Source organism: Clostridium sp. NkU-1 (assembly GCA_001312405.1).
In genome coordinates this window covers 19,860-44,461 of record BBDR01000015.1, presented here as the reverse complement: position 1 = coordinate 44,461, position 24,602 = coordinate 19,860, and the positions used below count along the sequence as shown (strand labels likewise).

The 24,602-nt window shown below is 45.1% G+C and carries 25 protein-coding genes and 1 pseudogene; 6 read left to right on the top strand and 20 right to left on the bottom strand.

Annotated elements, in window-relative coordinates:
* Positions 1-211: 211 nt before the first annotated feature.
* Positions 212-3,033: pseudogene (gene uvrA / locus JCM10519_RS19075) on the bottom strand (excinuclease ABC subunit UvrA).
* 763 nt (positions 3,034-3,796) lie between these two features.
* Between uvrA and JCM10519_RS31900 the strand changes: the two are divergent.
* The 4 genes from JCM10519_RS31900 to JCM10519_RS31890 all read left to right on the top strand — a co-directional run bounded on the left by JCM10519_RS31900 (position 3,797) and on the right by JCM10519_RS31890 (position 6,542).
* Positions 3,797-4,276 carry a class I SAM-dependent methyltransferase gene (locus JCM10519_RS31900; RefSeq protein WP_347844775.1) on the top strand — a complete coding sequence of 160 codons (480 nt, stop codon included), beginning with the start codon at positions 3,797-3,799 and terminating at the stop codon, positions 4,274-4,276.
* A 496-nt stretch (positions 4,277-4,772) separates the two neighbouring features.
* Entirely contained in the window at positions 4,773-5,687 is a 915-nt protein-coding gene (locus JCM10519_RS19065; RefSeq protein ID WP_054741158.1) for an ATP-binding cassette domain-containing protein, read from the top strand.
* A complete protein-coding gene (locus JCM10519_RS31895; protein WP_347844774.1) occupies positions 5,684-6,196 on the top strand; it encodes an ABC transporter permease in 513 nt (170 codons plus the stop codon). The genes JCM10519_RS19065 and JCM10519_RS31895 overlap by 4 nt, the downstream gene beginning before the upstream one ends.
* A 151-nt stretch (positions 6,197-6,347) precedes the next feature.
* The gene (locus tag JCM10519_RS31890; protein WP_347844773.1) at positions 6,348-6,542 is read left to right on the top strand and encodes a hypothetical protein; all 195 of its coding nucleotides are present in this window, start codon (positions 6,348-6,350) and stop codon (positions 6,540-6,542) included.
* 332 nt (positions 6,543-6,874) lie between these two features.
* Here the strand turns inward: JCM10519_RS31890 and JCM10519_RS19055 are convergent, their stop codons facing one another.
* The 10 genes from JCM10519_RS19055 to JCM10519_RS31870 form a co-directional block, all read right to left on the bottom strand.
* Positions 6,875-8,668, bottom strand: coding sequence for a glycoside hydrolase family 9 protein (locus tag JCM10519_RS19055; protein WP_347844772.1), 1,794 nt, complete (start codon positions 8,666-8,668; stop codon positions 6,875-6,877).
* 98 nt (positions 8,669-8,766) lie between these two features.
* Complete coding sequence (locus JCM10519_RS31885) at positions 8,767-9,123, bottom strand: hypothetical protein (RefSeq protein WP_347844771.1); 357 nt, start codon at positions 9,121-9,123, stop codon at positions 8,767-8,769.
* 138 nt (positions 9,124-9,261) lie between these two features.
* Entirely contained in the window at positions 9,262-9,723 is a 462-nt protein-coding gene (locus tag JCM10519_RS19050; protein ID WP_054741156.1) for an Atu1372/SO_1960 family protein, read from the bottom strand.
* A 113-nt stretch (positions 9,724-9,836) separates the two neighbouring features.
* A complete protein-coding gene (locus JCM10519_RS19045; protein ID WP_347844770.1) occupies positions 9,837-11,429 on the bottom strand; it encodes an amidohydrolase family protein in 1,593 nt (530 codons plus the stop codon).
* Positions 11,430-11,453: 24 nt separating this feature from the next.
* Entirely contained in the window at positions 11,454-11,966 is a 513-nt protein-coding gene (locus JCM10519_RS31880; RefSeq protein ID WP_347844769.1) for a hypothetical protein, read from the bottom strand.
* A complete protein-coding gene (locus tag JCM10519_RS31875; protein ID WP_347844768.1) occupies positions 11,960-12,640 on the bottom strand; it encodes an alanine racemase in 681 nt (226 codons plus the stop codon). The genes JCM10519_RS31880 and JCM10519_RS31875 overlap by 7 nt, the downstream gene beginning before the upstream one ends.
* Before the next feature lie 7 nt (positions 12,641-12,647).
* Complete coding sequence (locus JCM10519_RS19035; RefSeq protein ID WP_054741154.1) at positions 12,648-13,472, bottom strand: ABC transporter permease subunit; 825 nt, start codon at positions 13,470-13,472, stop codon at positions 12,648-12,650.
* A 2-nt stretch (positions 13,473-13,474) separates the two neighbouring features.
* Positions 13,475-14,398, bottom strand: a complete 924-nt coding sequence (locus tag JCM10519_RS19030; protein WP_054741209.1) for an ABC transporter permease subunit — start codon at positions 14,396-14,398, stop codon at positions 13,475-13,477.
* Between the two features lie 81 nt (positions 14,399-14,479).
* A complete protein-coding gene (locus tag JCM10519_RS19025) occupies positions 14,480-15,562 on the bottom strand; it encodes an ABC transporter substrate-binding protein (RefSeq protein ID WP_347844767.1) in 1,083 nt (360 codons plus the stop codon).
* Entirely contained in the window at positions 15,550-15,822 is a 273-nt protein-coding gene (locus JCM10519_RS31870) for a hypothetical protein (protein ID WP_347844766.1), read from the bottom strand. The genes JCM10519_RS19025 and JCM10519_RS31870 overlap by 13 nt, the downstream gene beginning before the upstream one ends.
* Before the next feature lie 262 nt (positions 15,823-16,084).
* On the opposite strand from JCM10519_RS31870, the gene JCM10519_RS19020 reads away from it, so the two are divergent.
* Positions 16,085-16,723, top strand: coding sequence for a PAS domain-containing protein (locus JCM10519_RS19020; RefSeq protein ID WP_054741152.1), 639 nt, complete (start codon positions 16,085-16,087; stop codon positions 16,721-16,723).
* Between the two features lie 137 nt (positions 16,724-16,860).
* Here the strand turns inward: JCM10519_RS19020 and JCM10519_RS19015 are convergent, their stop codons facing one another.
* The 9 genes from JCM10519_RS19015 to JCM10519_RS31845 form a co-directional block, all read right to left on the bottom strand.
* On the bottom strand, positions 16,861-17,541 hold the full coding sequence (locus JCM10519_RS19015) for a Wadjet anti-phage system protein JetD domain-containing protein (protein WP_054741150.1): 681 nt from the start codon (positions 17,539-17,541) through the stop codon (positions 16,861-16,863).
* 182 nt (positions 17,542-17,723) lie between these two features.
* On the bottom strand, positions 17,724-18,044 hold the full coding sequence (locus JCM10519_RS19010; RefSeq protein ID WP_347844765.1) for a hypothetical protein: 321 nt from the start codon (positions 18,042-18,044) through the stop codon (positions 17,724-17,726).
* Complete coding sequence (locus JCM10519_RS31865; protein WP_347844764.1) at positions 18,037-20,187, bottom strand: SbcC/MukB-like Walker B domain-containing protein; 2,151 nt, start codon at positions 20,185-20,187, stop codon at positions 18,037-18,039. Before JCM10519_RS31865 ends, JCM10519_RS19010 begins: the two co-directional genes overlap by 8 nt.
* Positions 20,105-20,533, bottom strand: coding sequence for a hypothetical protein (locus JCM10519_RS31860; protein WP_347844763.1), 429 nt, complete (start codon positions 20,531-20,533; stop codon positions 20,105-20,107). Before JCM10519_RS31860 ends, JCM10519_RS31865 begins: the two co-directional genes overlap by 83 nt.
* Positions 20,523-21,416, bottom strand: a complete 894-nt coding sequence (locus JCM10519_RS31855) for an ATP-binding protein (protein WP_347844762.1) — start codon at positions 21,414-21,416, stop codon at positions 20,523-20,525. The genes JCM10519_RS31860 and JCM10519_RS31855 overlap by 11 nt, the downstream gene beginning before the upstream one ends.
* Positions 21,397-22,047: a DUF4194 domain-containing protein gene (locus JCM10519_RS19000; RefSeq protein ID WP_054741146.1), complete on the bottom strand. Its 651-nt coding sequence runs from the start codon at positions 22,045-22,047 to the stop codon at positions 21,397-21,399. The genes JCM10519_RS31855 and JCM10519_RS19000 overlap by 20 nt, the downstream gene beginning before the upstream one ends.
* Entirely contained in the window at positions 22,044-23,069 is a 1,026-nt protein-coding gene (locus tag JCM10519_RS18995; RefSeq protein ID WP_347844761.1) for a Wadjet anti-phage system protein JetA family protein, read from the bottom strand. The genes JCM10519_RS19000 and JCM10519_RS18995 overlap by 4 nt, the downstream gene beginning before the upstream one ends.
* A complete protein-coding gene (locus JCM10519_RS31850) occupies positions 23,053-23,268 on the bottom strand; it encodes a Wadjet anti-phage system protein JetA family protein (RefSeq protein ID WP_347844824.1) in 216 nt (71 codons plus the stop codon). The genes JCM10519_RS18995 and JCM10519_RS31850 overlap by 17 nt, the downstream gene beginning before the upstream one ends.
* A gap of 14 nt (positions 23,269-23,282) precedes the next feature.
* The gene (locus JCM10519_RS31845) at positions 23,283-23,423 is read right to left on the bottom strand and encodes a hypothetical protein (protein ID WP_347844760.1); all 141 of its coding nucleotides are present in this window, start codon (positions 23,421-23,423) and stop codon (positions 23,283-23,285) included.
* 752 nt (positions 23,424-24,175) lie between these two features.
* Between JCM10519_RS31845 and JCM10519_RS18990 the strand changes: the two genes are divergently transcribed.
* Positions 24,176-24,589 (top strand): hypothetical protein, encoded by a 414-nt coding sequence (locus JCM10519_RS18990; RefSeq protein WP_054741144.1) that lies wholly within the window; start codon positions 24,176-24,178, stop codon positions 24,587-24,589.
* The last annotated feature ends 13 nt before the right edge of the window (positions 24,590-24,602 follow it).

Genomic DNA, 24,602 nt, shown 5'->3' with positions numbered 1-24,602 from the left:
GTCTTCAACAATAAAGCTTTGGGTTACATTATATTCTACTTCCACTTGCTTGACAAGTATTTTCTTGAAATCTTCCCTGCCCTGTTTTCCCAACTCTTTTTAATTTTTATAAATGAATGAATCAAGCAGATATGCTTACACATCCACTTGATTCATAAATTCAAAGCCAGAAGATATTCTTCTCAACCTTATCTCATTCAGCCAAAAAAGCCTATTCTAAATATCTTTTCACATAATATCCTGTGTATGAAGAAGGGCATTCCGCCACCTCTTCCGGCGTGCCCTGGGCGATTATGGTACCGCCCTTTTCGCCGCCCTCCGGTCCGATGTCAATGAGGTAATCTGCAGTCTTGATCACATCCAGGTTGTGTTCAATAACAACCACCGTATTGCCGCCTTCCGACAGCTTACGTAAAATCTCGATCAGCTTATGGACATCCGCAAAGTGAAGACCGGTCGTAGGCTCGTCCAGAATGTAAATAGTCTTTCCTGTTCCCCGCTTGCTCAGCTCCGTAGCCAGCTTGATTCTCTGGGCTTCTCCGCCCGAAAGCTCCGTAGACGCTGTCCCAGCCTGATATAGGAAAGTCCCACATCATTGAGAGTGGAAATCTTCCTTGCAATGGAAGGAACATTTTCAAAAAAATTTCAACGCTTCTTCTACTGTCATATTCAGGACGTCATAAATATTTTTTTCCCTTGTATTTTACATCCAGTGTCTCACGGTTATACCGTTTTCCGCCACAGACTTCACAGGGAACAAAAACATCGGGAAGGAAATGCATCTCGATCTTAATGATTCCGTCGCCGCTGCAGGCTTCGCAGCGTCCGCCTTTTACATTAAAGCTGAAACGTCCCTTGGAATATCCCTTTGCCTTTGCGTCAGGAGTGGAAGCAAATAAGTCACGGATTAAATCAAATACTCCCGTGTAGGTTGCCGGATTGGACCTTGGTGTCCGCCCAATCGGGGACTGATCGATGGCAATGATCTTATCCAGCTGCTCTGTTCCCTCAATTGCCTTATGTTTTCCCGGAATGATCCTGGCACGGTTCAATTTTCTCGCCAGAGATTTGTAAAGGATCTCGTTGACCAGAGAGCTCTTTCCAGAACCGGATACACCAGTTACACAGGTCATGACTCCCAGAGGAAAGGTCACGTCAATGTTTTTTAAATTGTTCTCTGCTGCACCCTTAACAGTCAGATAACCGGCAGGCTGCCTTCTCTCCTTTGGAACCGGAATTTTAATCCGTCCGCTTAAATAAGCGCCTGTAATGGAATTCTTATTCTTCATGATCTGCCTGGCATTCCCCGTAGCCACCACATTTCCACCGTGTTCCCCGGCACCCGGGCCGATATCCACAATGTAATCCGCTGCCATCATGGTATCCTCGTCATGCTCCACCACGATCACGCTGTTTCCCAAATCCCGCAGATGCAAAAGTCTTTAGTAATTTATCATTATCCCTCTGATGAAGGCCGATGCTTGGCTCGTCCAGAATATAAGCCACGCCTACCAGGCCGGAACCGATCTGGGTCGCAAGACGGATTCTCTGGGCTTCGCCGCCGGACAGGGTTCCTGTAGCACGGGTGAGGGTCAGATAGTCAAGTCCAACATCAATGAGGAATGAAATCCTGGCCCGTATTTCCTTTAAAATCTGGTCTCCAATGGCGTGCTGCATAGGGGTCAGTTCCATCTCGTCCATAAAATTCCGGAACTTAACAATGGACATATTGGTTGCTTCGTAAATGTTCTTATCCCCCACCGTAACAGCAAGAGACTCTTTTTTCAGCCTCATCCCCCGCAGGAAGGACAGGGAGTGATCCGCATAAAGGATTCATATTCTGCCTTGGAGGACTCGGAGTAAGTCTCCCGGTATCTCCGGGCAACATTCTGAACCAGCCCCTCAAAGGCCACGTCATAAATGCCCTCTCCCCTCTGTCCTTTATAATGGACCTTTACTTCCTTTCCATTGGTTCCATTAATGAGAACGTCATGAATTTCCTTAGGGTAATCCTCAAACGGCGTATCCAGCCGGAATTTATATTCCTTCGCAAGGGCTTCCAAAACAGCCCGGGTATAGCTGCCCTTATCCGTACAGGACTGCCAGCCCAGCACCACAATGGCTCCCTGGTCAATGCTTAAGCTCTTATCCGGATCATCAGATCCTCGTCAAATTCCATCTTATATCCAAGTCCAAAACAATCCGGGCAGGCACCGAAAGGATTGTTAAAGGAAAAGCTTCTGGGCTCCACCTCATCAATGCTGATGCCGCAGTCCGGACAGGAAAAGCTCTGGCTGAAATTAATGGGCTGTCCATCCACCACATCCACGGTCATCAGACCGCTTGCCAGCTCCATAACCGTCTCAATGGAATCGGTCAGACGCTTTTCGATTCCTTCCCGGATCGCAAGACGGTCCACCACAACCTCAATGGTGTGCTTGATATTCTTATCCAGCTTGATTTCCTCGGAAAGTTCATAAAGATTTCCGTCAATGCGGACCCTTACGTATCCACTTCTCCGGGCATGCTCCAAAACCTTTGCATGCTCCCCTTTCCGTCCGCGGACAACAGGGGCCAAAAGCTGGATCTTTGTCCGCTCCGGCAGTTCCATGATCTGATCCACCATCTGATCAATGGTCTGCCTGCGGATTTCCCGCCCGCACTTTGGACAATGGGGAATGCCGATCCTTGCATATAAAAGCCTCATATAATCATAAATCTCAGTAACCGTGCCCACCGTGGAACGGGGGTTGCGGTTGGTAGACTTCTGGTCTATGGAAATAGCCGGTGACAGCCCTTCAATACTCTCCACATCCGGCTTTTCCATCTGTCCTAAGAACTGCCGGGCATAGGAGGAAAGAGACTCCATATAGCGTCTCTGCCCCTCGGCGTAGATGGTATCAAAAGCAGGGAAGACTTTCCCGAACCGCTGAGGCCGGTTAAGACAACCAGCTCATTTCTTGGGATATCCACGGAAATGTTCTTTAAGTTGTGCTCATTAGCACCTCTTATCTTGATATACTGTTTTGCCATAATAAACTCCTGTAATAAACTAAAATCATGAATATGGAATGCGGACCATATCTGGCCCGCACCTGAATCACTCAGCAACCGATTTTCTCTATTATATCATATCTTTTTTCTTATTGCAAACATTTGTTCGAAAATCCCTTGACTTCTGCCGCGTCATGACCGGCCCTGCTCCAACAGAGTCCCTTCTATATGCAGTCTTTTCCAGTCAGCAGGGTGGACAAAATGGAGAGTCCTGCCCCCTTACTAAATAAAATTAATAAACAATGAATCTTAAATACTAACTTTAGTTTATTTAACCGCAAATTTTTCTTGCAGATGCTGCACTTCCTCTTTTTTTGTCGCACCAATCCTTGTATTTATTTGCATACTGGAAAATTAAGGAAAGCTTGTTCTCTTAAATAAGAGATGGTATAATATGGCATACGCAAAATGCAACAATAATGGTATAAACTTTAATCTACAAAAAAAAGTATCTGGCCTCTATGGATTAAAAAGAGATTCTAAATAAAGATTACAACGTGTTTGCCGGTGGTGGTGGAGCAGATATATCATCATATTTACAAGAGTATAATTACAAATAAGTATATGATAGATTCTACTCAGAACGCGTAAAGAAATCACGGCGGCCAGACAAAAAAATCGCAATAGGCTATTTAACGCTCTGTAAGGAGATGTTACACATAGTAACAGAATAGGCGTCAGAGGTCTCACCAATTTATTTTCTGTATAAGTTTTTCAATTTCAATGATTAAGGGGTAGGAGCATGAAAGAAATAGATTCAAACAAACACGCATGGAGCCAGGTTTCTCAAGACCACTACTTTGCATTTAAGAAATCCCTTTTAAATGGAAGCCACAAGTTCAATAAATATATTAAAAATGAGCTTGGAGATTTGAGTGGTAAGAAGATCATACATTTACAATGTAATACCGGAGCAGATACTATATTGCTTGCAGGAATGGGAGCCAGTGCAACAGGCGTTGACTTAGTGCCGGATAATATCAATTATGCAAAAAAACTGGCAGAAGATTTGAATATTACAAATGTTGATTTTATAGAATCCGATATCATGAAGTTCATGGATCAACATAAGGAAAAATATGATGTCGTATTCGTATCTGAGGGAGCAATCGGCTGGCTTCCTGATCTGAAAAAATGGGGAGAGACCATACGTCATTTACTCAAGGATGATGGATTTTTCTATGTTTTTGACAGCCATCCGTTTTTTTCTGGCAATGGATGAACAAAAGCTTGCCAACAATATAATGGAAGTAAAATATCCTTATTTCGGGAAAGAACCCGATGTTGATGATTCTATAGGTGGATATGCCTCAGAGCCAAAGCATGGTGTAAAGGCATATTTTTGGATGTATACTGTTTCAGATTTAATCAATTCCCTTACTTCTGCGGGGCTGCATATCCAGTATTTCAATGAATTTAAGGAAAACTTTTTTTGATGCCGGCGGCTTGCGCAATATAGGAGATGGACTTTTTAATTATGATTATAATACGGATAAGTTCCCAATGTCCTTTAGCATAAAAGCAACTGTGTATGACAAGTGAAGAACGAAAACCTGAAACGAGACTGCCATTCATAATTATAATGCCGGGACGGTTTGCTTATTGCAGCTTGCCGTCTTTTTTTACCCCTTGATTCGCCTGATTTACCGGATACGGCTTCCGGTATCGGGAAGTTTTACAGGCTTTGATATAGTAGATGGGAAAAGGGAGATCATACCATGAAAAAAATTATAGAAGTAGCTAATCTAAGAAAAAATTACGGCAAGATAACTGCTGTAAAGGATATCAGCTTTTATGTGGAACAGGGCAGGCTGTTTTCCTTTCTTGGTCCTAATGGTGCAGGAAAATCCACCACCATTGATACTTTATGTACCTTATTGGATTTTGATAATGGGCAAATCACTATCAACGGGCTTGACCTTAGGAAGGATAGTCAGGCGATCCGGCAAATGATTGGTGTCGTGTTTCAGGACGGCGTGTTGGATACGTTACTCACTGTAAGAGAAAATCTGACTATCAGGGCAGGCTTATATACATCGGATAAAGCCAGGATCAAAAATGCCGTACAGGAAGCCGTGGCAGCAACAGAATTGGAGGAATTTATAGACCGGCCTTACGGAAAGCTTTCCGGTGGTCAGCGGCGCCGGGCAGATATTGCCCGCGCGCTGGTCCATACACCCCAAATCCTGTTCCTTGACGAACCTACTACCGGCCTTGATCCCCAAACCCGGAAAAGCATTTGGAACACGATCAGACAGCTTCAAATAAAAACAGGCATGACGGTTTTTCTGACAACCCATTACATGGAGGAAGCTGCCGAATCGGATTATATAATTGTAATCGACCATGGGGAAATTGCTGCCAAAGGTACGCCTGCCGCATTAAAGACGCGGTATACCACTGATACCTTAAGATTGTCCGTTCTGGATGAATCGGCCCTGCGGCAGATCATGGAGGAACTAAAGCTGGATTTTACCGCTTCGGCAGGCGAATTTGTTGTAAAGCTGCCGGATACCATGGCCGCTATTCCTATAGTGGAAAAATGCCAAAGCTATATCAACAGCTTTCAGGTCCTGCAGGGCACCATGGATGAAGCATTTATCGGCATTACGGGAAGGGAGCTGCGGCAATGAAAATATTTATTAAACGCAATTTAAAGCTGTTTTTTCGTGATAAAAGTGCAGTGTTTTTCTCTCTGCTGTCTGTTTTCATCATTATTGGGCTTTACGCGGTGTTTTTAGGAGATGTCTGGCTGAACAATTCCATGAACGATCTTAAGCATGCCCAGGTTTTGATGATTAACTGGCTGGTGTCAGGACTTCTCACCGTGACATCCATGACCACCACAATGGGGGCTTTTGGTGTTATGATCGATGATAAAGTCCAAAAAATCAACAAGGATTTTGATTCTTCCCCTATCAAACGAAGCAGCATAACTGGCGGATATATTGGAAGCTCCTTTTTAATCGGCGTGATCATGTCACTTGTTACGGCTGTGGCCGCAGAAATTTATATTGTACACAGCGGCGGGGAATGGCTCACTCCCCTGGCCTGCATCAAGGTCTTTTTATTAATGCTTCTTACATCGTTAACTAATACCTCTTTGGTTTGCTTTGTCGTGTCTTTTTTTCAACAGCCATAGCGCCTTTGGCACAGCCAGCACCATTCTTGGTACTCTGATCGGGTTTTTAACCGGCATATATCTTCCCATAGGGACTTTACCTCCGTCGGTTCAAACGGTCATAAAAGTATTCCCTGTATCCCATGCCGCATCGCTGTTTCGCCAGGTGCTGATGGAGTCATCCATGCAAAATTCCTTTGACGGAATACCTGCCATCTATTTGGAGGATTTTAAGGAATACATGGGTGTGACCTTTCGTTTTGGCGGGCATGAGGTGACACCGGCTGCCAGCGTTGTGATCTTAATCGGCACTGCAGTTGTGTTTTATAGTCTCTCCCTTGTCAATATGTTGAGAAAGAGAAGATAGTATGCCTCGATCACAGACACAAGAAATGGAGAACCTGTTTTCATTTTATGTTCATAGGCAAGGAGGAGGGTGTCTCAAGGCACCCTCCCGGAAAATTATCCGTTTACACTCTTTTCCACTGCTTTCAGCCACATCAATTTTCACATCAAGGGCCCGCTTTTCCGGAATATTAATCTCCATATTGAAGTATCTGTTCCTGACTGATCGGATCAGCAGTTCTCTTATGTGTTTCTATTAACGAGAGCGTTTCCCCATATCCATAGACAGGCGGCCTGATCCTGTCTAAGCTTCAGCCTCCTGCAGGTATCCTTCACTTACTTGATGAGGTTAAATCAAATCAGCAGCAATCCACATAAAACGTCCTGGCGGTGTTGTCCAAACCTCCCTGTAGGTGGCAATATTGCTGGAGGCCAATAGGGAAGGTCTTCATTTCCCCTGGTCTGGACACCTACCGGCATCTCTCCAACGGTTTCTCCCAACAAAGCTGTATATTCCTGTCCGTAGTGGTTTCCTTCCCCATAGATCAGAGACTGGCCGAAGGGGTTCTTTCCAAGAGTCCAGTAAAGCTGCTCCCTGGCAATTTCAATTAACTCTTCATCGCCAAAATACGTTCCTATGATGGAGGCCGCTTTTCCCATGGACAGCTGGATCGCTGAGTTTCCACGGAAGGAAAACCACACCGGGAAGATTCTCACATAGTATCCGTCTCCCAGGTCAATGCCCTGTTTCAGCTGTTCCACATAATTGACCCGTTCTCTGTCATAATCAACCTTTGGATGCACAACATGGAAGGTTTCCTGATCCTCTGCCTCGCTGATATGGTGGATTCCGGCCGGCAGCATGCCAAAGGGAGCCGTATATTTCTGCAGGCCTTTTAAATACTCCCCATGGAGTTTTAAGCCCTCTTCCCACACAGCCTTGTTTTCATGCTCTGCAAGAGCACCGCATACCTCTGCCAGTGCCATGGCGAAAATCTGGTCCCTTGCCTGATGGGAGAAATGTACGATATGGGTTTTGTTTTCATCCCTGCAGAAGAATCCTTTCATAGGCAGGTCATCCCTGGTCTCCTGGCAGGAAATCACTTTATCTGCATACTTAGCAGCCTTATCATAAAAATAGCTGTCACCGGTAATTTTATAAATCCTGGCAGCCGCCCATGCTGCTGCAGCATAGTACTGGGAAAGGCTGGAGCCTGCCGTATGTTCCAGTAAATGATGCGGTCCTTCCACACCAACCTTCCGGAACCGTTCATCGGCAAAACGGAAGTCTTCCCTGGCTACATCCACACACTTCCATGCCAGCTCCCGGTCCAGTTCCTTAAAGGCTTCTCCGGAAGCGGCTTCTACTGCGGCAAAAACAAAGTTTTCAAAGGACCGGTTGTGAACATCTGCTTCACAATCATCCATATTTCCGATAAAGTTGTCGGTCCACCTGCGGATGGCCGCCTGGGATGCCCGGTAGCCGTCTCCAAATCGCATACGAAGCACAAAATCCAGTCCCCAATTGGCTTCTTCCATCATTCTGCCAAAAAGCATTGGATCGGAATCCTTTACCTTCCCTGCGGAAGCGATCATGGCATCTAAGATTTCCGCCGTCTGCATGGTCTGCTGGGAAACATCTGCCGCATCGTGCCAGCCTCCCGAATACACCAATTTTACCCCATTATGTTCTGCGATCACATCCTGATGACAGGTTCCATGGCCGCCTGGAACCGGATAGCCGCACCGTTCACAATACAGGAAATTGGTCAGCTTCCATAAAGTACTTTCCAACACGTCATTTCCTATGATGAACCGTTCGCTTACCGTATTTCCAAACCGGATCCTGTATGTGCCTTCGGTTTTTAAATCTGAGAAATCCAATACCCCGAAGCTTCCCAGATGATTCTCCACCTTCTCAATCTGCCCATGGTATGCCACTTCTTCCTCTAAGCAGCCTTCTTTCACGATTTCAAATTCTTTGGCTGAGGTATTGGCGATTGCGGTTTTTCTCCCGTCTGTAAAGTAACCGGTTGTAGAAAATACTGCTTCCTCTTCCTCACACTGCCAGCCATGAACGACTCCCGGCTTTACCTCCTGAAGCTGGATATCGCAAAATTCAAATCTTAAGTCATTGCCAGTGCTCACTTCCTTGCCATACCGGTGAATGTTAAATGAAATTTCCTCGATTGCATCATGGGCAATGGAATCGATTTCCCAGGTACAGGTATTCCATTCATTATTTTTCAGATTGATGGCATGAAAGCTTCTCTTGAATAGACATCAGGTATCTTGGTCACCCCATTATTGACAAAACCAACACGCACAATAGGACTGTGAAGACCGGGGCAAATGGGACGGATCTTAAACCATATCCGGTTCCCTTTTCCTAACTCCAGCCCCTTCACATTCAGCCTTGCAATATAGCTTCCAAAGGTGGCATAAAGCCCTGCTGCCGCATCGTTTGCCCGGACTTCATCCTCCGGCCAGTGGTCTGCCCGTGACTTTGTTTCCAGGCACAATATGTTTCCTTCTATTATTTGAACTTCTCCCTCGCCCTCAAAGCTCCACGGCTCCAGGCTGGTTCCATCCCATAAACTCACAGAAGATAAGACCGGCTTTTTTTAAGTTATAGGTTTCCATGCTTTTGTCGTATTCCGGCTTCAGTGGGTAATGTACGTATAATGACTCTAGTAAACTTTTTTTTAAATTGACGTTCCATTTTATCCCTCATTCAAAATTTATTCTTCAATTTCAAATATAGCTTCCGTCTCAACAGGAATATTTCCAGGCAATACGTTGACTCCTATGGCTGAACGGGCCGGTACATTCTCCTGGCCCAAAAGCTGTAACAGTAATTCACTTCCTCCGTTAGCCACTGCCGGCTGCTCATAAAAGGTATCCACACTAGCCACAAAGGTAAGAATTTTGATTGCTCGTTTTACCCGGTTCAAATCCCCGATCTTATCCTGTAACACTGCAAGAACATTTAACATGGCATCCCTGGAAAAGGTTTTTCCCTCTTCTGTGGTAAATTCATTTCCAAGCTTTCCACAAATTCCTTCTCCTCCCATCACCGGCCCGCAGCCTGATATGTATACCAGGTTGCTTCCAAATTCCTGGCAAGGGGAGTATATTCCTCCCTTAGGCGGAGCTGCCGGGATCTCCAAATCAAGTTCCTTCAGTTTTTCATAAATATTCATGTCTGCTTCCTTCTTTCCTTGTTTTTGCCCATTTCTCCAGGGCATACAGATATCCCTGGAAAGGGTTTAATACCCCAAAGCTTACTTCGCCTTCCATTTTAATATCCCATGGCTTACTGTGTGGTATCTGGCTTAAAGCCCTTTCTTAACAGCTTCCCTCCGGCACGGTCCAAAAGAATGCCGTCTGCCAGCACCTGTCTTCCTCCCATGAACACCAGGTCCATACCCGTACATTGGTCATGCTTTCCGGTATAATCCGCATGATCTAAGAATCTCTCCGGCTGAAATACCAAAACATCTGCCTGGTACCCGGGCCTTAAAAGCCCCCTGTCCTCAAGGCCCAGCCGTTTTGCAGGCAGATAAGTCATCTTGCTGACAGCCAGCTCCATGGACAGCACGTTTCGTTTTAGTACAAAATCATTTATAAATCTGGCTGTTGTGCCAAGGAGACGGGGATGGGCGTTCTTTCCGTTACCGCCGTACAGGGCGTCTGAAATCAGCAAGGTAAAGGGCAGACGGGCTACCGCATCCACATCCTCCTGGGACATGCTTAGCACAATAATTCCCACTTTCCCGTTTTCCTCTGCAAGCAGGTCAGCCACAAGGTCGGAAGGTTCTTCATACCCAAGCTTCTTTGCCAGCGCATCAATTGTCTGTCCCTGCATAAATCCATTTTTTTCCAGGGTTACGGAACTGATGATGATCCGGTCCCAGCCAATGCTTTCTGACATATTGTCCCAGCCCTGGTGGGCTTTATTTAACTCGGACCGCAGCCTTTGCTTCCCCTCCGGCCCTGATAAACCTTTTACGAGAGCCTCGAAGGATTCAATGGTTGGCGGAAGAAGGGACTGGAGGGTGGTGGAACCGCCGTCATAGGGATAAAAATCCGCAGTAACATCCTGCCCTGTTTCCCTTGCCTGTTCAATCCTGTGAATGGCCTCAAATATCTTGCGGTTCCAGTTCTTGATTCCCGTTGATTTCAAATGGCTGATATGTAAGGGAACCCCTGCCTTTGCCGCCACATCGATCACTTCCTCCACCGACTCCACAAGACTGTCTCCCTCTCCCCGGATATGAGTGCAGAGAATGCCGCCATTTCCGGCAATTGCCTTTACAACTGCAGTAAGCTCCTCCCGGCTTGAATAGCATTCCGGCTGATACATAATTCCCAGGGTAATCCCAAATGCGCCCTGGGCCAATGCACTTTTTACATACTCCTGAGCTTTTATCAGTTCTTCCTCCGTATATGCCTTGCTTCCAAAGCCCTTTAGAGCCACCTTGATGCTGTCCGAGGCCGCAAAAAAGCCCATGTTGACCGGAAGGTCTATTGCTTCCAGAGCATTCCTGTAATCCTCATAGGTTTCAAAGGCCATAGTTTCCGGAAGCCTTCCGATTACAGGCTCCAGGTAATCATATAATTCCTTCCGCCATGAGGGAACCGAAGGAACAGGAGCAAGACCGCAGTTTCCCACAAAGGTGGTAGTGATTCCCTGGGCCAGCTCTATTTCCCCAAAATGGGGATTGGTAAACGGTGCAATATCACAATGGCGGTGAATGTCAATGAAACCGGGTGTTACTGCCTTCCCGGAGGCATCGATCCTCTGGGCGTCTTCTTTCTCAATATCCGGGGCAATTTCAATGATTTTTTCCCCCTCTATCAGAATATCACCCTGAAACGGCATATTTCCGCTGCCGTCATAGATCAATCCTTTTTTTAATAAGAATGTACCTCATACCAGCATTCCCCTTGCATCTACTTTTTGTTTTCTGAGAGAACCATTTTCCAGGAGGTAAACGGAATTCTGCATATTGACAGCTGTACATACATGGATGGGGATCAGGGAAAGCACCTGGCCCACATAAAGCCCTGTTTCCCCGTTTATGGCCGTAATGATCCCATGTTCTTCATTCATCCGTGACAGTCTTAAGTTGTCATTTCCTTCCACCACTGCATACCCGGGATAGTGAAACGGTGGCTGTCCCGGAACCACATCTGTAGGAAAACACTTGGTTCCTCCGTCTACCACGGCATATTCCGTATGCTGACAGCTGACTACGGCAGCATAGAACCGGACAGCGATCTCACTGATATCGGCCACTTTTTCCTTTGTCAGCATAAAATCATCAAAAATGTAGGTGCCCGGGCGGATCTCATTTACCTTTCCCGTCTGTGCCACTAAGGCGCCTGTGGGGGAAGACCCAGCACTGATGTCCTGAATCCGGACTCCCGCATTTTTCAGCATTCTGGCAGTTTCGGCATCATGTTTCCTTCTTCCTCCGCAGCCAGAAGATTATCTTCTGTAGGCTTGCCAGACAGGATCAGGCTCTTGAACGTATAAATGCCGGTCAGGTTCAAATGCTTCATCTGTCTGATAGCAAGAGCCAGTTCTACGGCCCGGTCCATGGGTACTCCCGTGCGTCCGGCTCCTGTATCGATCTCCATACGGACCTCCAGCACTACATCCTGGTCACAAGCTGCCTGATTCAGCGCCTCTGCACCTTCCAGGCTGTCAACGGCCAAAATGAGCCTTTTGATCCTTTTTGCCAGGGCAATTGACCTCTGGATACGGAAATGTCCGATCATGGGATAAGCAATGAAAATATCCTCCATACCACCGTCAGCCATGACCTCGGCTTCGCTCACCTTGGCACAGGTGATCCCGCTTGCGCCGGCCTTTATCTGCATTCCGGCAAATAAGGGCATTTTATGTGTCTTGATATGAGGGCGCAGCCGGCAGCCGGCTCTATCTGCTGCTTCCTGCATCCGTCTGATATTTTTTTCTGCCAGATCCATATCAATAACCAGGCAGGGTGTCTCTAACTGTTGTATCTGTTCCTGTGTAAGTTTCATCCCTTTCCTCCCTTCCCAGCTTCCATAGCTGTCAGCCACACTCTGTACTGCCAGGTTCTCTTTCACCGTGAATTTACGCCTTCAAACCACTGGTTGCAATTCCTTCCACAAAGTTCGTCTGGAAAATCCCAAAGCATACAATGACCGGAAGTACAAATACAACTGCCGCAGCCATCAGCCTTGCCCAATCTATGGAATACTCGCTCATATACTGCTGAAGTCCCAGGGAAAGTGTATACATGCCTGGCTTTGTTATAAAAATCAAAGGATATAAATAATCACTCCAGGCATCCAAAAAGGCGTATATTCCGATCGTGGTCAGAACCGGCTTACAAAGAGGAAGTGCGATTTTATAATAACGCTGGAATTCCGTGGCTCCATCGATTTTTCCCGCCTCGATCAGGCTGTTTGGAATGCCTGCAAAAAACTGCCGGACAATGACAATATAATATGCCTTTCCGAAAAATGCTGGCAATATCAGGGGTACATATGTATTGGTAAGGCCCAGCTTTGAATAAATCTTATACAAAGGCACCATGGTAACCGTTATGGGGATCATCATCGTCGCCATGACCAGACCAGAGATGATGTCAGCGCCTTTCCATCTGATTTTTACCAGTGAATATGCGACCATTGGCGTGACCAGAAGCTGCCCTATAAGGGAAATAGCCGTGATAAACACTGTATTTCCCATGTATTTAAAATATGGAATTGCTGCAAAAGCTGCCGGGTAGTTTTCCTTCACCCATTTACGGGGAAACAGCTTTACCGGAATGGTGAACGCATCGCTGTTGGTTTTAAAAGAAGTGAGCACCATTACCATAAAGGGTGATATGAAAATCAAAGCCAGCAGGGCAACCATAGCAAAAAATAAAACCTTGCTTATATTTTTCTTCATCCTTATTCACCTCCGGCATTTTCTGTTGCTTTTCTCGTTACCTTGGTCATAACAACTGTCAGGACCGCAACAACCATAAACAGCAGCCACGCCATTGCCGAAGCCTTGCCCATTTTTAAATAGGTAAATGCATTATGGAACACATACAGCGGATACATAAGAATGGAATTCTCAGGACCGCCGGCGGCGCTTCCGCCTTTTACTCCGGCATTTGCAGTAATAATGATGTACACCTGCTGAAAATACTGGAATGCATTTATAGTGCTTAAAATGGCCTGATACACCAGAACATGAGCTATGCATGGTACCGTAATATGGAAAAACCTGGCGGCTTTTCCGGCTCCGTCGATTTCGGCGGATTCATAGTAGCTTCTTGGTACGGACTGTAAGGCTGACATGCAGACTAACATCATGGTTCCCGTATTCCACGTTCCCATAAGGACCAGCGCCCATTTGGTATAATGGGCATCCATAAGCCATGCCGGCCCGCTGATCCCAAACCAGCTTAATACGTTATTGATGTAGCCGTAGGTAGGGTCAAACATCCAGATCCATACCATAGTTGCAGCAACCATGGGGATTACGGAAGGCAGGAAAAATGCTGTCCTGACAAACCCCCGCCCCTTAAAACCGGCGCATACGATGCTGGCCAGAAGCAGCGCTGCGAACAGGTTGATCGGCGTAGATACAAAGGCCATAAATAAGGTATTTCCCAGACTCTTCCAAACAAGGGGATCATGAAAGATGTCTTTGAAATTATTAAGTCCCACCCACTGCGGAGCTGTCACGGCATTGAACTTTGTCAGGCTGTAATACAGAGAGCTTATCAGCGGATATACGCTAAAAGCCAGAAAGCCCAGAATCCACGGAGATGAAAACAGCAGCCCGTTTATAAAATCCCGCTGTGTCGCGTTTCGTCCCTTCATTCCTTTTCCCCTCTCAAACATTAAGATCAGGGCACTGCAATATGCAGATTTCTGCTCACAGCGCCCCTCATAAGTGAATTATTATTTTAAATTTGCACTCTGTCCTGCAAGAGCTTTCATTGCCTCTTCAGGAGTCTTTGCGCCTGAGTAGACCGTATCCAGTGCTGCATTGATCATAGATATGTATTCGTCATAATCTGCCATTACCGGATACTGAATGCCCTTTTCCAGCTTCAGTGCATCAATAAATTCTGCAAATCCAGGAACTGCCTTGATATCAGCATCATCGTATAAAGCTTTTACAGCCGGAAGATTTCCTGTTCCAAGGTCAATGATCCTGGCTCCTTCCTCACTGCAGAGCCATTTTGTAAAGTCCCAGGCTCCCTCTTTATTCTTAGCCATTGCCGGTACTGCTACAGAGTCGGTCTCATACCGGCTGGTTCCTCTCAGTTCCGGGTTCGCCTGTGTTCCGGGAATCAGGGTAATGCCGTAATTAACAGTTGATTTAAAGTTCTTCATCATTGTTGGCAGCCAGGAACCGTCAAGGCGGAACAGCTGCTTGCCCTGGAAGAACATATCCTGCTCTGTATAACGGTTTGTATTAGCTGTACCGATAAACCCGTCAAGAGCTTTTCCGCCAAACTGGTTTCTAAATTTTACGTTCATATTAAGGCTGTCTAAAATGCCTGCGTTATCTGGTGTAACTTTTGAATTCTCATCCCACCATCTTCCACCAAAGCCATAGATCAGCTCCTGTCTTGCAGAGGCATATGGGAATAAGGGATATCCAAGCACTTCGATATTTCCGCTGCCATCTACCTTTGTAGCCTTTACAGCCATTTCATACATCTCTTCCATGGTTTTAGGCGGCTCGGTGTAACCGGCTTCTTTTAAGAGATCCTTGTTGTAATACATCTGAATCGTGTAGGCATCAAGGGGAAGTGCATACATGCTGCCGTCAATGGTATTTGCCTTTACAGCCTGTTCTGAATAGATGGAGGAATCAAAGGATTCCTTATCTGCATATGGCTGCAAACTCTCCAGCAAGCCATTCTTCTGATACTGGGTCACTGTCTGGTTGCTTATTTTGATGACATCGGGTGACTCGTTGCTGCTCATGGCTACAATTACTTTCTGGGCATCTGTAACGCTTAACCCTTCCACCTTATAATTGCTCTGGGAAGCGTTGTACTCACTGATCGCTTTCTCATAGACAGCCGCTTCATCCCTGTGTTGTTGTACCAGAAAGTGATCACCTGCGCTTCCTTGTTTTCTGCCGGAGCAGATGTTTCCCCAACCGTTGTCTCTCCGCCGGCCGCTGTTGTCTGTACTGCGGTGGCCTGTGCCTGCGAACTGCTGCCGCAGCCTGTGAGCGCCATTGCAGCCATACCTGCAGCCATGATGATGCCAATTGCTCTTTTCATAAAATACCTCCTTGCAATAATATTATTTGAACTTTTTGTTTACTTACTTTCAACATTTTGTTTAATCTATAATCAATATATACTATACTTATTATCTTTTGTCAACAATAATAATTGGATTAATCCATATTTTTTGTTTGTTTTATATAATATTTATTTTTAAACTTCAACAGATTTAATAAATACATTATTGTCACTGGACTTTAGCTCTCATTTCATTTATAATTTATTTAGACATTTTGTTGAAAGGATAAATAATACTATGGGATATGTTTCTGATAACCTGAATCTGTTGTCTGACATTGCAAAATGCATTGCCATGCAATTCGGAGAAAACTGTGAAGTGGTTTTACATGATCTGACCCTGCCATATGACCAGACGATCGTCGCAATCTGGAACGGGCATGTGACCGGAAGAAAAGTTGGAGATGGAGGCACCAATGCCGGATTAGAGATTTTAAAGGGATCCGCATCACCGGATGACCAGTACAGCTATATCAACGCCACACCCAGCGGACGGGTTTTACGTTCTTCCAGCAAGTATTTCCGTGATGAATATGGAAAAGTGAACGGAAGTATGTGCATTAATTTAGATATTACAGATATGATTAAATGTGAAAACACCTTACGGTCCTTTACCAGTTCCGGCTCCTCCTCCCTCACCCAGACCCCGGAACTGTTTGTGGGCAATGTTGATGAGCTGCTGGAGATCATGATGAAGGAAGCAGTCAATATGACCGGAAAATCCGTGGGGAATCTGACCAAAGAAGAGAAGGTGGCTATTGTCCACAGCTTAGACGGCAAAGGGTTTTTCCTGATAAAGAAGGCCGCGGAAAAACTGGCTGACTTTTTGGGATTGTCCAGATACAGCATCTATAACTATCTGAATGAGAGTCATTAGTCTGCCATGGCCGGTATAATAAAGAGGTTCTTCCTCAAGCCTTGAAATAGCTTGAATAAGAACCTCCTTCTGATCTAAAACCAAAGGGCAGATGCCTGGGGCAGCCAATGAAGCGGCCTTTTTTCGCTTATAACACTTTATTCCGTGAACAGAAAACTTTCCTGTTCAATACCAATTCTTGTCTCGCAGATTGTGGCAGCCAGTTTCTGCAAGTCTGGTTCCTGTATCTTATTTTCATCAAGCATGGCTTTCAGCTTTTCCAGTTTTGACTCTTCAATCTGATAACCATATTTTGAGTATTTTTCCCAAGTCTCCATGTCCATGTGCAAGGGCCTGAGCCTGGGGAACATTTGATTCCTGATAAATTCAAAAATCCGGATTCCACCATAATCCAAATCTCCGGTATGGTAAAATTCCACCTTATCTTCCGGAAGGATCGAAGCCAGCTCTCCAAGAACCCTTCTCTCACCAGGAGAGAAATATCCATGAGAAAACAAAACAAGGGTTCCTGCTTCAAAGGGAAATGTCATATAATTAGCCTTGTTTTCCACAGTTATAATTTTTTTAATCTTTTGTTCAGGGACTATGGAAACATTTTTAAGAGTTACACTATTTAAAACCGTTCCATAAGGAAAAAGGGATAAATCAATTTCTTTATCATCGATTTTGATAAGCAGATCTCCTTTTAACGATAATTCATCCGCATAGTGATCCAAATAAATCTGAGCCAGGATCTCCGACTCGGTCATATTGTCATCGATAATATCATAATATTTTTTGGCAATTGATGCTATACTCTTTTGTAACTTTTTTTTCAAAGACCTTGGAACCTCCTAAATATTGTTTACTGAACACTCTTTTGTATACAGATCCTTCTAACCTGTCAATTCCCAAAAAACAGTTAAAATTCAGTTCCCTGTTTTCATGGCTGAGTTCCTCCGGTTCCTTGCCGGCCTCTAAGCTTTTAAGAATTCCGTCATAATAAGCCCGGATCCATGGTTTATGAATCTTTTTTTGCCTGTTCTTCCACAGCTTCCTTCATTTCCCTGATACGGTCTGATTTAGGAATCTTCCCTGCCTTTTTATATAGCGCTCTTACATCGCCGTAAGAATAATTCACATGAGAAATATCCGACCTGTCGGTAATCCATTTACACCGTACAAGCCCCTGACTCTCTAGTTCTGCAGCCTGCTTTAAAAAGTTCTGTTTCCCAAGAGCATCTAAATCCTTTTGTTTAATTTCAATATTTCTATTGCCTTTTGCACCCTCTCTCCAAGCAACAGTGCTTCTTTCTATTTCACTAATAATCATATCAATCAACGTCTGCATAATTCTCCTCATCATCAAGCTCCCGCATCAGCTCCGGAAAGCTTTCTCTCTCAAATTCCTGAATGGATATGGACTTCTTATTGGGATTGGCGAACACAAAGGTCTTGTCCACGTTTTCCACATAATTCTGAATCTTGTCATTTGTTGCGCTGATAATGGCCTGGAAGCCCAGTCCCCTGATCAGTTCAATACAGCTTGCCACCTTTTCTGCATCCATCTTGGAAAACGCCTCATCAAGCACTACCAGGCGGAGGGTAGGATTTCTCTGTATCTTTGGAGACAGGCTGATCCGGTAAGCCTGGGCAAAGCTGGCCAATAAGGCTACATAAAGAGGATTTTGTCCCTCGCCCCCGGAATTCTTCCTGATCATCTTGCTCAAACGGATCTTAATGACCTCATCCTCGTTCTGAATGATCTGCTGCATGTCAAAGGATAAATACGTCCGGTAATCCGCATATTTATCCATGTTCCGCTTGGCCTCCTCCATCTGCTCCGACGTAGCGTTTTCCGGCGGGATGAAAATGTTTATCAAATCATTGATGATTTCCCCATACTGGTTCTCATGTTCTACAGTAAACAGGTTCATCTGGTTATCAAGGGAATTCGTAAGATGAGCAGGATTTACCTCCAGGGAATCATCCATGAACATATCATAATATCTCCCATCCGGTCCCTTATTCCTTCCAATAACAAACTGGTACTTATCCTTGCCGAAATCCAGCTTGCTGATGATCTTATTCAGCTCATCTTTTCGCAAAAGCGCATCCCTTATGGCACTTCGGATCTTGAACATAAAATCATCCTTAAAATGAAGGACAGCAGACTTTGCCTGCTCGGCAGCCATCTTTTTGTATTCTTCCAGATTTCCGCACTCCATGCTCTCAAGAAGGCGGTCATATTCCCCATTATCCTTTGCTGTCAGGGAAAAATTCCGGTTGGGATATCTTCTGGCATACTCGCCTCTGGAACCTACAAGGTCCTGGAAAGCCTGGTCACGGGCTTCCTCTGCCTTCCTGCATTCTCCGAAAAATTTATTTTTAAGCTGGTCATACCGGTAATTTTCTTTGCCTTCCAAAATTTCATTTATCTTGTCTTCCAGTTCCTCATCCGGTTCAAATTCCCGCTCTTTTAAAACCAGTTCTTCCTGCAGCTGCAGGGATTCCCCGCGGAACCGTTCTAAATCGCTGTTGATTCCGTAAATCAGCTCAGTCATTTTGCTCTGCTCCGCCCTCTTCCTATCGCAAAGCTGCAAGATGGCTTCCCTCTCCTTTACCCATTCTTCTACATCCTGGGCCTTCAGTTTTTCCAGCTTCTGTTCCAGCCGCCTGATTTCTTTTTCCTTTTCCTTAAGAGCCTCCATGTCCTGCTGCCACTCCAGGTAAACACCTGCGTCTTCACCTAAGTCCTCCATGGATAAGATCCGCCGGCATTCCTTTAAGACCTGTTCCTGGGGCTTTTTCTCCTCTTCCAGGGAAACCAGGTTCTTTTCAAGAAGCCGGATCCTTCTCCTGACGCTGTCCTTGCCAATATATGCAAATTTCGTATAATTATCGGGATTCATATGCTGCAGGCGGAAGGTATGGTATAACATGCAGTCAGGGGTCACTCCAATGCGGCAGCGGCGCAGTTCTTCTAAGCTTCTGCATTTGACGACCCTTCCCAGAAGCAGGTCAATGTATGGCTGTAAATAAGCTTCTCTCACCGTAATTTCTTCGGCAAGGCCGTCTTTTACCACTTCATAGGAATTCTGCCCCACCTTTTCCGTATCCAGGACCGCCACATTAAAATATTCAGTCCTGTCCAGTTCCCCGTAAACAGCCATGGCCGCTTCTGCGTAAGCCGGGGCAACTACCAGGGACAGCTTGTTATTGCCCAGATAGCCTTCCACTGCATTTCTCCAGGTCTCATCCCTGATATCCAGAAGATCGGCAAGCACATGGACCTCCACCGCCTTGCCGGTTTCCTCCAAAAGCCGCTGCTGGATCAGGGACCGGGCGCGTTCCAGATACTTTGGATACGCCTTATTTCCAGCCTTTAGCTGAGCCAGCTCTTCACTTGTCTGGCGCTCCTTTTTCCGGATATCCCGCAGAATCCCTTCCGCCTCTTTCTGGGCTTCTTCTGTTTCCTTCCTCATTTCGGCAATGGATTTTTTTCAGGCGGTTTAGCTTCTCCTCATCAATGGTATTTTTCTCAAACTCTTCTATATCCCATATGGTCTGGTTGGAGGTTGCCTCTTCGTCAATCCATTCCTTCAGCCGCTCCCCTGTCTGGGACCATTTGGTAAAGCTTTTATTTAAATGGGCCGATAATTCCTTTGCAGAGTCCAGCTGATTCTTAAGATCCTCATAGCCGGTGGAAGAAATCCGCTTAAGGAGCTCATTCCCCTGCCTGGTCAAGTCTTCCATCTGCCCTTCAAGGGCTGTCCTCTGGCCTTCCTGGCGGCCTAAATCCTCTCTTGCAAGCCTGGATTTATCCGTCAAAGCTGGATTCTGGCTGATAATCCAGAATCTCCATTTTGCGGAAGAAATATGTATTTTTGCCTATCTCCTCTTCTTTTTCAAGAACTGCTGAGAACTTTTCCCTCATTCCTTTTAAGTAACCGATCTCCTGGACCGTGTCTTCGATCTTCTTTCGCATCCGTCCGTACTGCATGACACTTTCCTGCATATCCTCGATATGAATGTCCTGCTCCATGCAGATGTATTCCTTTACAAAATCCTCCAGCTTGATGTTCATGCGGAAGGGAATGGCCCGCTTGAACAGAAGGGGGAATTTTTCCGAATCAAGACCGCCTAAGTATACATCATACAGCTGTCTGCGGAACCGCTCGTTATGGGAGGTCGCAAAATAAGCGTCTTTGGGGTAAATGGTCTGCAGATAAGCGGTCACTTCATGAGTGGTCATGGTCCTGGAACCGGTACGGTAGCCATTTTCCCAAAGAGGGCCTTTGTGCCAGAAGAATTTCCTGGATATTTCATTGGTGGCTGTCTCCACGTCAAAGACGATTCCAATGCACTGGCATTCTCCCGTATCCGTCCGTTTCAGTTCCAGCACAATGGTGGTGGAAAAATTCTGGTTCCTTAAATAGGCGAATTCGTTGTTCTCACCGATATTCACCATACCCCGTAAATATTCGATCAGGCTCCGGTCCGAATCATCGGCTGCAGCCTTGTTAAAGAATCCGCGTCCGTCAGTATTGGCGTAAAGGAGAATCTGCATGGCATCAATGACCGTGGATTTTCCGCTGCCTGAATGTCCGGTAAAGAAGTTGATCTCCTGGTTAAAGGATAAGGTCTTCCGGCTGATATAATGCCAGTTATTAAGGAGTATCCGGGACAGGGCTTCAAATTTCTGATTCGTCATCGTCATCGTCTCCTTCTCCAAATGCTTCTAACAGGGCCCGCACGTCATCTCCGAACAGCACCACATTGATGCAGGGATAGATGATCATACGGCTGTCCCCATCCAAGTCCTCCAAAATATCCAGAGGCTCCAGAATCTGATACTTTTTTAACAATGTGATTGCCCGCCGTATTTCCGTCGGTGCAGGCTGTTTCTTAAATAATCGGTAATTTCCCAGCTTTTCATGGATCTCGCTTAATGTAGTGTAGATGTTGATGCTGGTGGAAACTGCCGCCATCTGCTCATCATAGATCAGTTTTAAGATCAGCAGATAAAGGGTTGCCAGTTTAGGGAGCTTGTCTCCCACCGTGTTCTCTCCCTGGATATAAATAATACCAAGCTGGCTGTTTTCCATAACAGCCACTCCGCTGACAGCCAGATAGGCCCGGATAAATTCCAGATGCTTGTTGCAGATTTTAAATTCCGGATTATAGGCAAACCGGCTTGTCCGCTTGTCGTACTTGTGCTCCAGAACAAAGGTCTGCTGCAGAAGAAGCTTTAAGCCTGCCCTTACTTCTTCCTTTTCCCCCTGTCCCAGGGCGTCATAATATGGAATCTGGCTGATGATGCCAGCACTTTCTTCATAGGTCATGATTCTTTCCTCCTTACAAATACCAGCTTTGGATAGCGGTACCTGCCGTTGTCAATGAGCTCCGCCTCCTGGTCCTCCACCTGATACAGGCTTTTTCTTCTGGTGGAGTAATCATAGGCAAGGATCAGCTTTTCAAATTCCTCAGGAGAATTAACCGTATCTTCCGTTACCTCCATGCGTCCATTTTCCAGATGAGCTTCAATGTAGCTTTCGATCTCCTGACCGCTGTAGCGGCTTTTTAAACGGTTTAAATTCAGGACCTCTTCCATGGTAAGCTCCACAGCCTCTTCCTCCGGCATTAAATTCTCCTTAAAGCCTGACCTGGCCCTTCTCTTTTTATAAAGGGATTTTTCAGAGAGAATGGATATCTGGGATAAATTCATGTGGCTTCCCACTTCTTTTATGGCCTCATCCTGGTCCTCTGACTCAGACAGATGATTTAAAAGCCTGATAACAAGCCCTTTCATGCTGTCTTCCTGGTTTAACAGATAATTAAGCCTTGTAACTGTTGCACGGATATACCGGGAATGCTCCCTGTCCATATTGGCGATGCGGTGTTCGATATCATCGAATCCTCTTTCGATCTGATCCAGCTTTTCCCCAATATCCGCTACCGTCACCTTCTGGCCGCTGCGGCGGCTCATCTGCTCCATCCACTCTTCATCTTCCCGCATGGAGCTGATCCACCGCTTGATATCATTTTTGTAAAGATAAAAGTTATCAGAAGTCTTTAACAAGTGGTATTTCTTTTTTACAATTTCCTCCACATATCCTTCCAGATGCTCCTTTAACAGTTCCCCATATGCCCTCTGCTCCAAAAGGCTTGCAAAGAATTTGTCCATGTTGTGAAGCATGTCCTGTAAAGTCTTGTTAAGCCGCTTGGTATTGACATAAGCAGTATTCAAAAGGCTTATCCCGGCTCTTGGATCATTTTTCAAGGAGAACAGGATGGCATAAACATTCTGGATGTAAATCTGGGTCTCATCCTCTTCATCACTTGCAAGCTTAAAAAAATGCCTCAATCATGACGGCAGCATAATCAGGGATCACGATATTGACCGTCATGGAGGCATAATCATCCACTTTTCTTAGCCAGCCTGCCTTTAAAAGCCAGTTTAAGACCCTGGCCGCAGGAGGCTCCAAAGCATCCGCCTCATCTTCCAGCTCATCCTGCCAGATGACCAGCCGCTTCGCGGCAAAATACTCCTCTAAAACCTGAATGCAGACTTCACGGCTTAAAAAAAATAATTGCTGTATTCATATTCCTCATTGATTTTTAATAAAGCTTCTATGTAGGTGGACCGGTTAATGGAACGGAACAATCCCCAGAACCGGTCCGGTATCTCATTCATTAATATCATTTGTTTCTGTCTCATCTCCTGTTTTTCTGCTTCCTCTGACTTAAACCATGAATTACCGGCCTTATCTTATAAAAGCAGACAAAAAGAAACGGCTATCACGATTTTGACAGCCGATTGATCTTCGTTTTCACGGGTTTTTTTGTTTAATCCAAGGCCTCTTTCTTTATATTATAACAAAAATCCTCTTTTCTTACAATAAAATTATGGAAACGGCAGCGTAAATAAACTTTCGGAAATGAAAGGACAGAACTCACCCTGCTCAATTTGATTTTGTTTTAAATTTTCTTATATTCTCTAACTGCTCAAGCATATATTGACAGCAATCCCATAAAGGGATAATCTCTTTTCCATCAATTCAGCTGCAATACTTTTCTTTCTCATATTATCTCATCTTCTGCACAAGTGCCGTGCTTGATTTCTACTATCCACATAAGACCAGGAAATTATTCCCTGTCAAGCCTGCCCATTGCATTGTACAGGTATTTCTTCGAAAGGATTTCTAATATTTATGTCACATGATAATTTCATTAATCCATATGTTATTCCCCTGTCTTTTTCATATTTTATGCACTTTATACAACACATGTTATCTCGTCTTTAACTATATTTTAATTTTTATCTGCATTAAACTTAGATATCTTAGTTTTTTTCTAGCATATTATTGACATTTTAAACAATACGTGTTAACATGAGTTATGTGCTAGTTTTGATTTAAACAGCAGACAGCTTTCGTGTTAACAGAAACATCTATTTTAAGGAGACCAGCTATGAAAAAAATTATTATTGCGTCTCATGGAGATTTATCCAAAGGGATGAAAAGTTCTCTTCAGATGATATTAGGATCTATGGCCGACCCCATCGTCACCTACAGCCTGTATCCTGGTCAGAGTGCTATGGACTTTGCCAAACAGATATCTGAGGAAATTCAAAACAATCTGCAGGATGAGTATGTTATCTTTACCGATGTATATGGTGCAAGTGTGTGTACCTCAATGTATCCCTTGACTGTAAACCCCAATGTAATTCTATTTGCAGGTATGAACCTGAACCTTATTATTGAGTATATGGTGTCCTACCCCGATCCTTTGAGACAAGAAGACATTGAACAGTTGTTATTGCTCTCCAGAGAAGGCTTACGGCAAGTAGCATCTGATGCGGCAGAAACAGAAGATGATTTTTAAAATAATTTAATAT

Excerpts from the sequence above, each read along its gene's own strand:
- JCM10519_RS31900 (WP_347844775.1), top strand. The coding sequence starts at position 3,797 with ATGAAAGAAATAGATTCAAACAAACACGCATGGAGCCAGGTTTCTCAA.
- JCM10519_RS19065 (WP_054741158.1), top strand. The coding sequence starts at position 4,773 with ATGAAAAAAATTATAGAAGTAGCTAATCTAAGAAAAAATTACGGCAAG.
- JCM10519_RS31895 (WP_347844774.1), top strand. The coding sequence starts at position 5,684 with ATGAAAATATTTATTAAACGCAATTTAAAGCTGTTTTTTCGTGATAAA.
- JCM10519_RS31890 (WP_347844773.1), top strand. The coding sequence starts at position 6,348 with ATGGAGTCATCCATGCAAAATTCCTTTGACGGAATACCTGCCATCTAT.
- JCM10519_RS19050 (WP_054741156.1), bottom strand. The coding sequence starts at position 9,723 with ATGAATATTTATGAAAAACTGAAGGAACTTGATTTGGAGATCCCGGCA.
- JCM10519_RS31880 (WP_347844769.1), bottom strand. The coding sequence starts at position 11,966 with ATGCTGAAAAATGCGGGAGTCCGGATTCAGGACATCAGTGCTGGGTCT.
- JCM10519_RS19035 (WP_054741154.1), bottom strand. The coding sequence starts at position 13,472 with ATGAAGAAAAATATAAGCAAGGTTTTATTTTTTGCTATGGTTGCCCTG.
- JCM10519_RS19030 (WP_054741209.1), bottom strand. The coding sequence starts at position 14,398 with ATGAAGGGACGAAACGCGACACAGCGGGATTTTATAAACGGGCTGCTG.
- JCM10519_RS31870 (WP_347844766.1), bottom strand. The coding sequence starts at position 15,822 with ATGAAAAGAGCAATTGGCATCATCATGGCTGCAGGTATGGCTGCAATG.
- JCM10519_RS19020 (WP_054741152.1), top strand. The coding sequence starts at position 16,085 with ATGGGATATGTTTCTGATAACCTGAATCTGTTGTCTGACATTGCAAAA.
- JCM10519_RS31865 (WP_347844764.1), bottom strand. The coding sequence starts at position 20,187 with ATGAGGAAGGAAACAGAAGAAGCCCAGAAAGAGGCGGAAGGGATTCTG.
- JCM10519_RS31855 (WP_347844762.1), bottom strand. The coding sequence starts at position 21,416 with ATGACGAATCAGAAATTTGAAGCCCTGTCCCGGATACTCCTTAATAAC.
- JCM10519_RS19000 (WP_054741146.1), bottom strand. The coding sequence starts at position 22,047 with ATGACCTATGAAGAAAGTGCTGGCATCATCAGCCAGATTCCATATTAT.
- JCM10519_RS31845 (WP_347844760.1), bottom strand. The coding sequence starts at position 23,423 with ATGAGACAGAAACAAATGATATTAATGAATGAGATACCGGACCGGTTC.
- JCM10519_RS18990 (WP_054741144.1), top strand. The coding sequence starts at position 24,176 with ATGAAAAAAATTATTATTGCGTCTCATGGAGATTTATCCAAAGGGATG.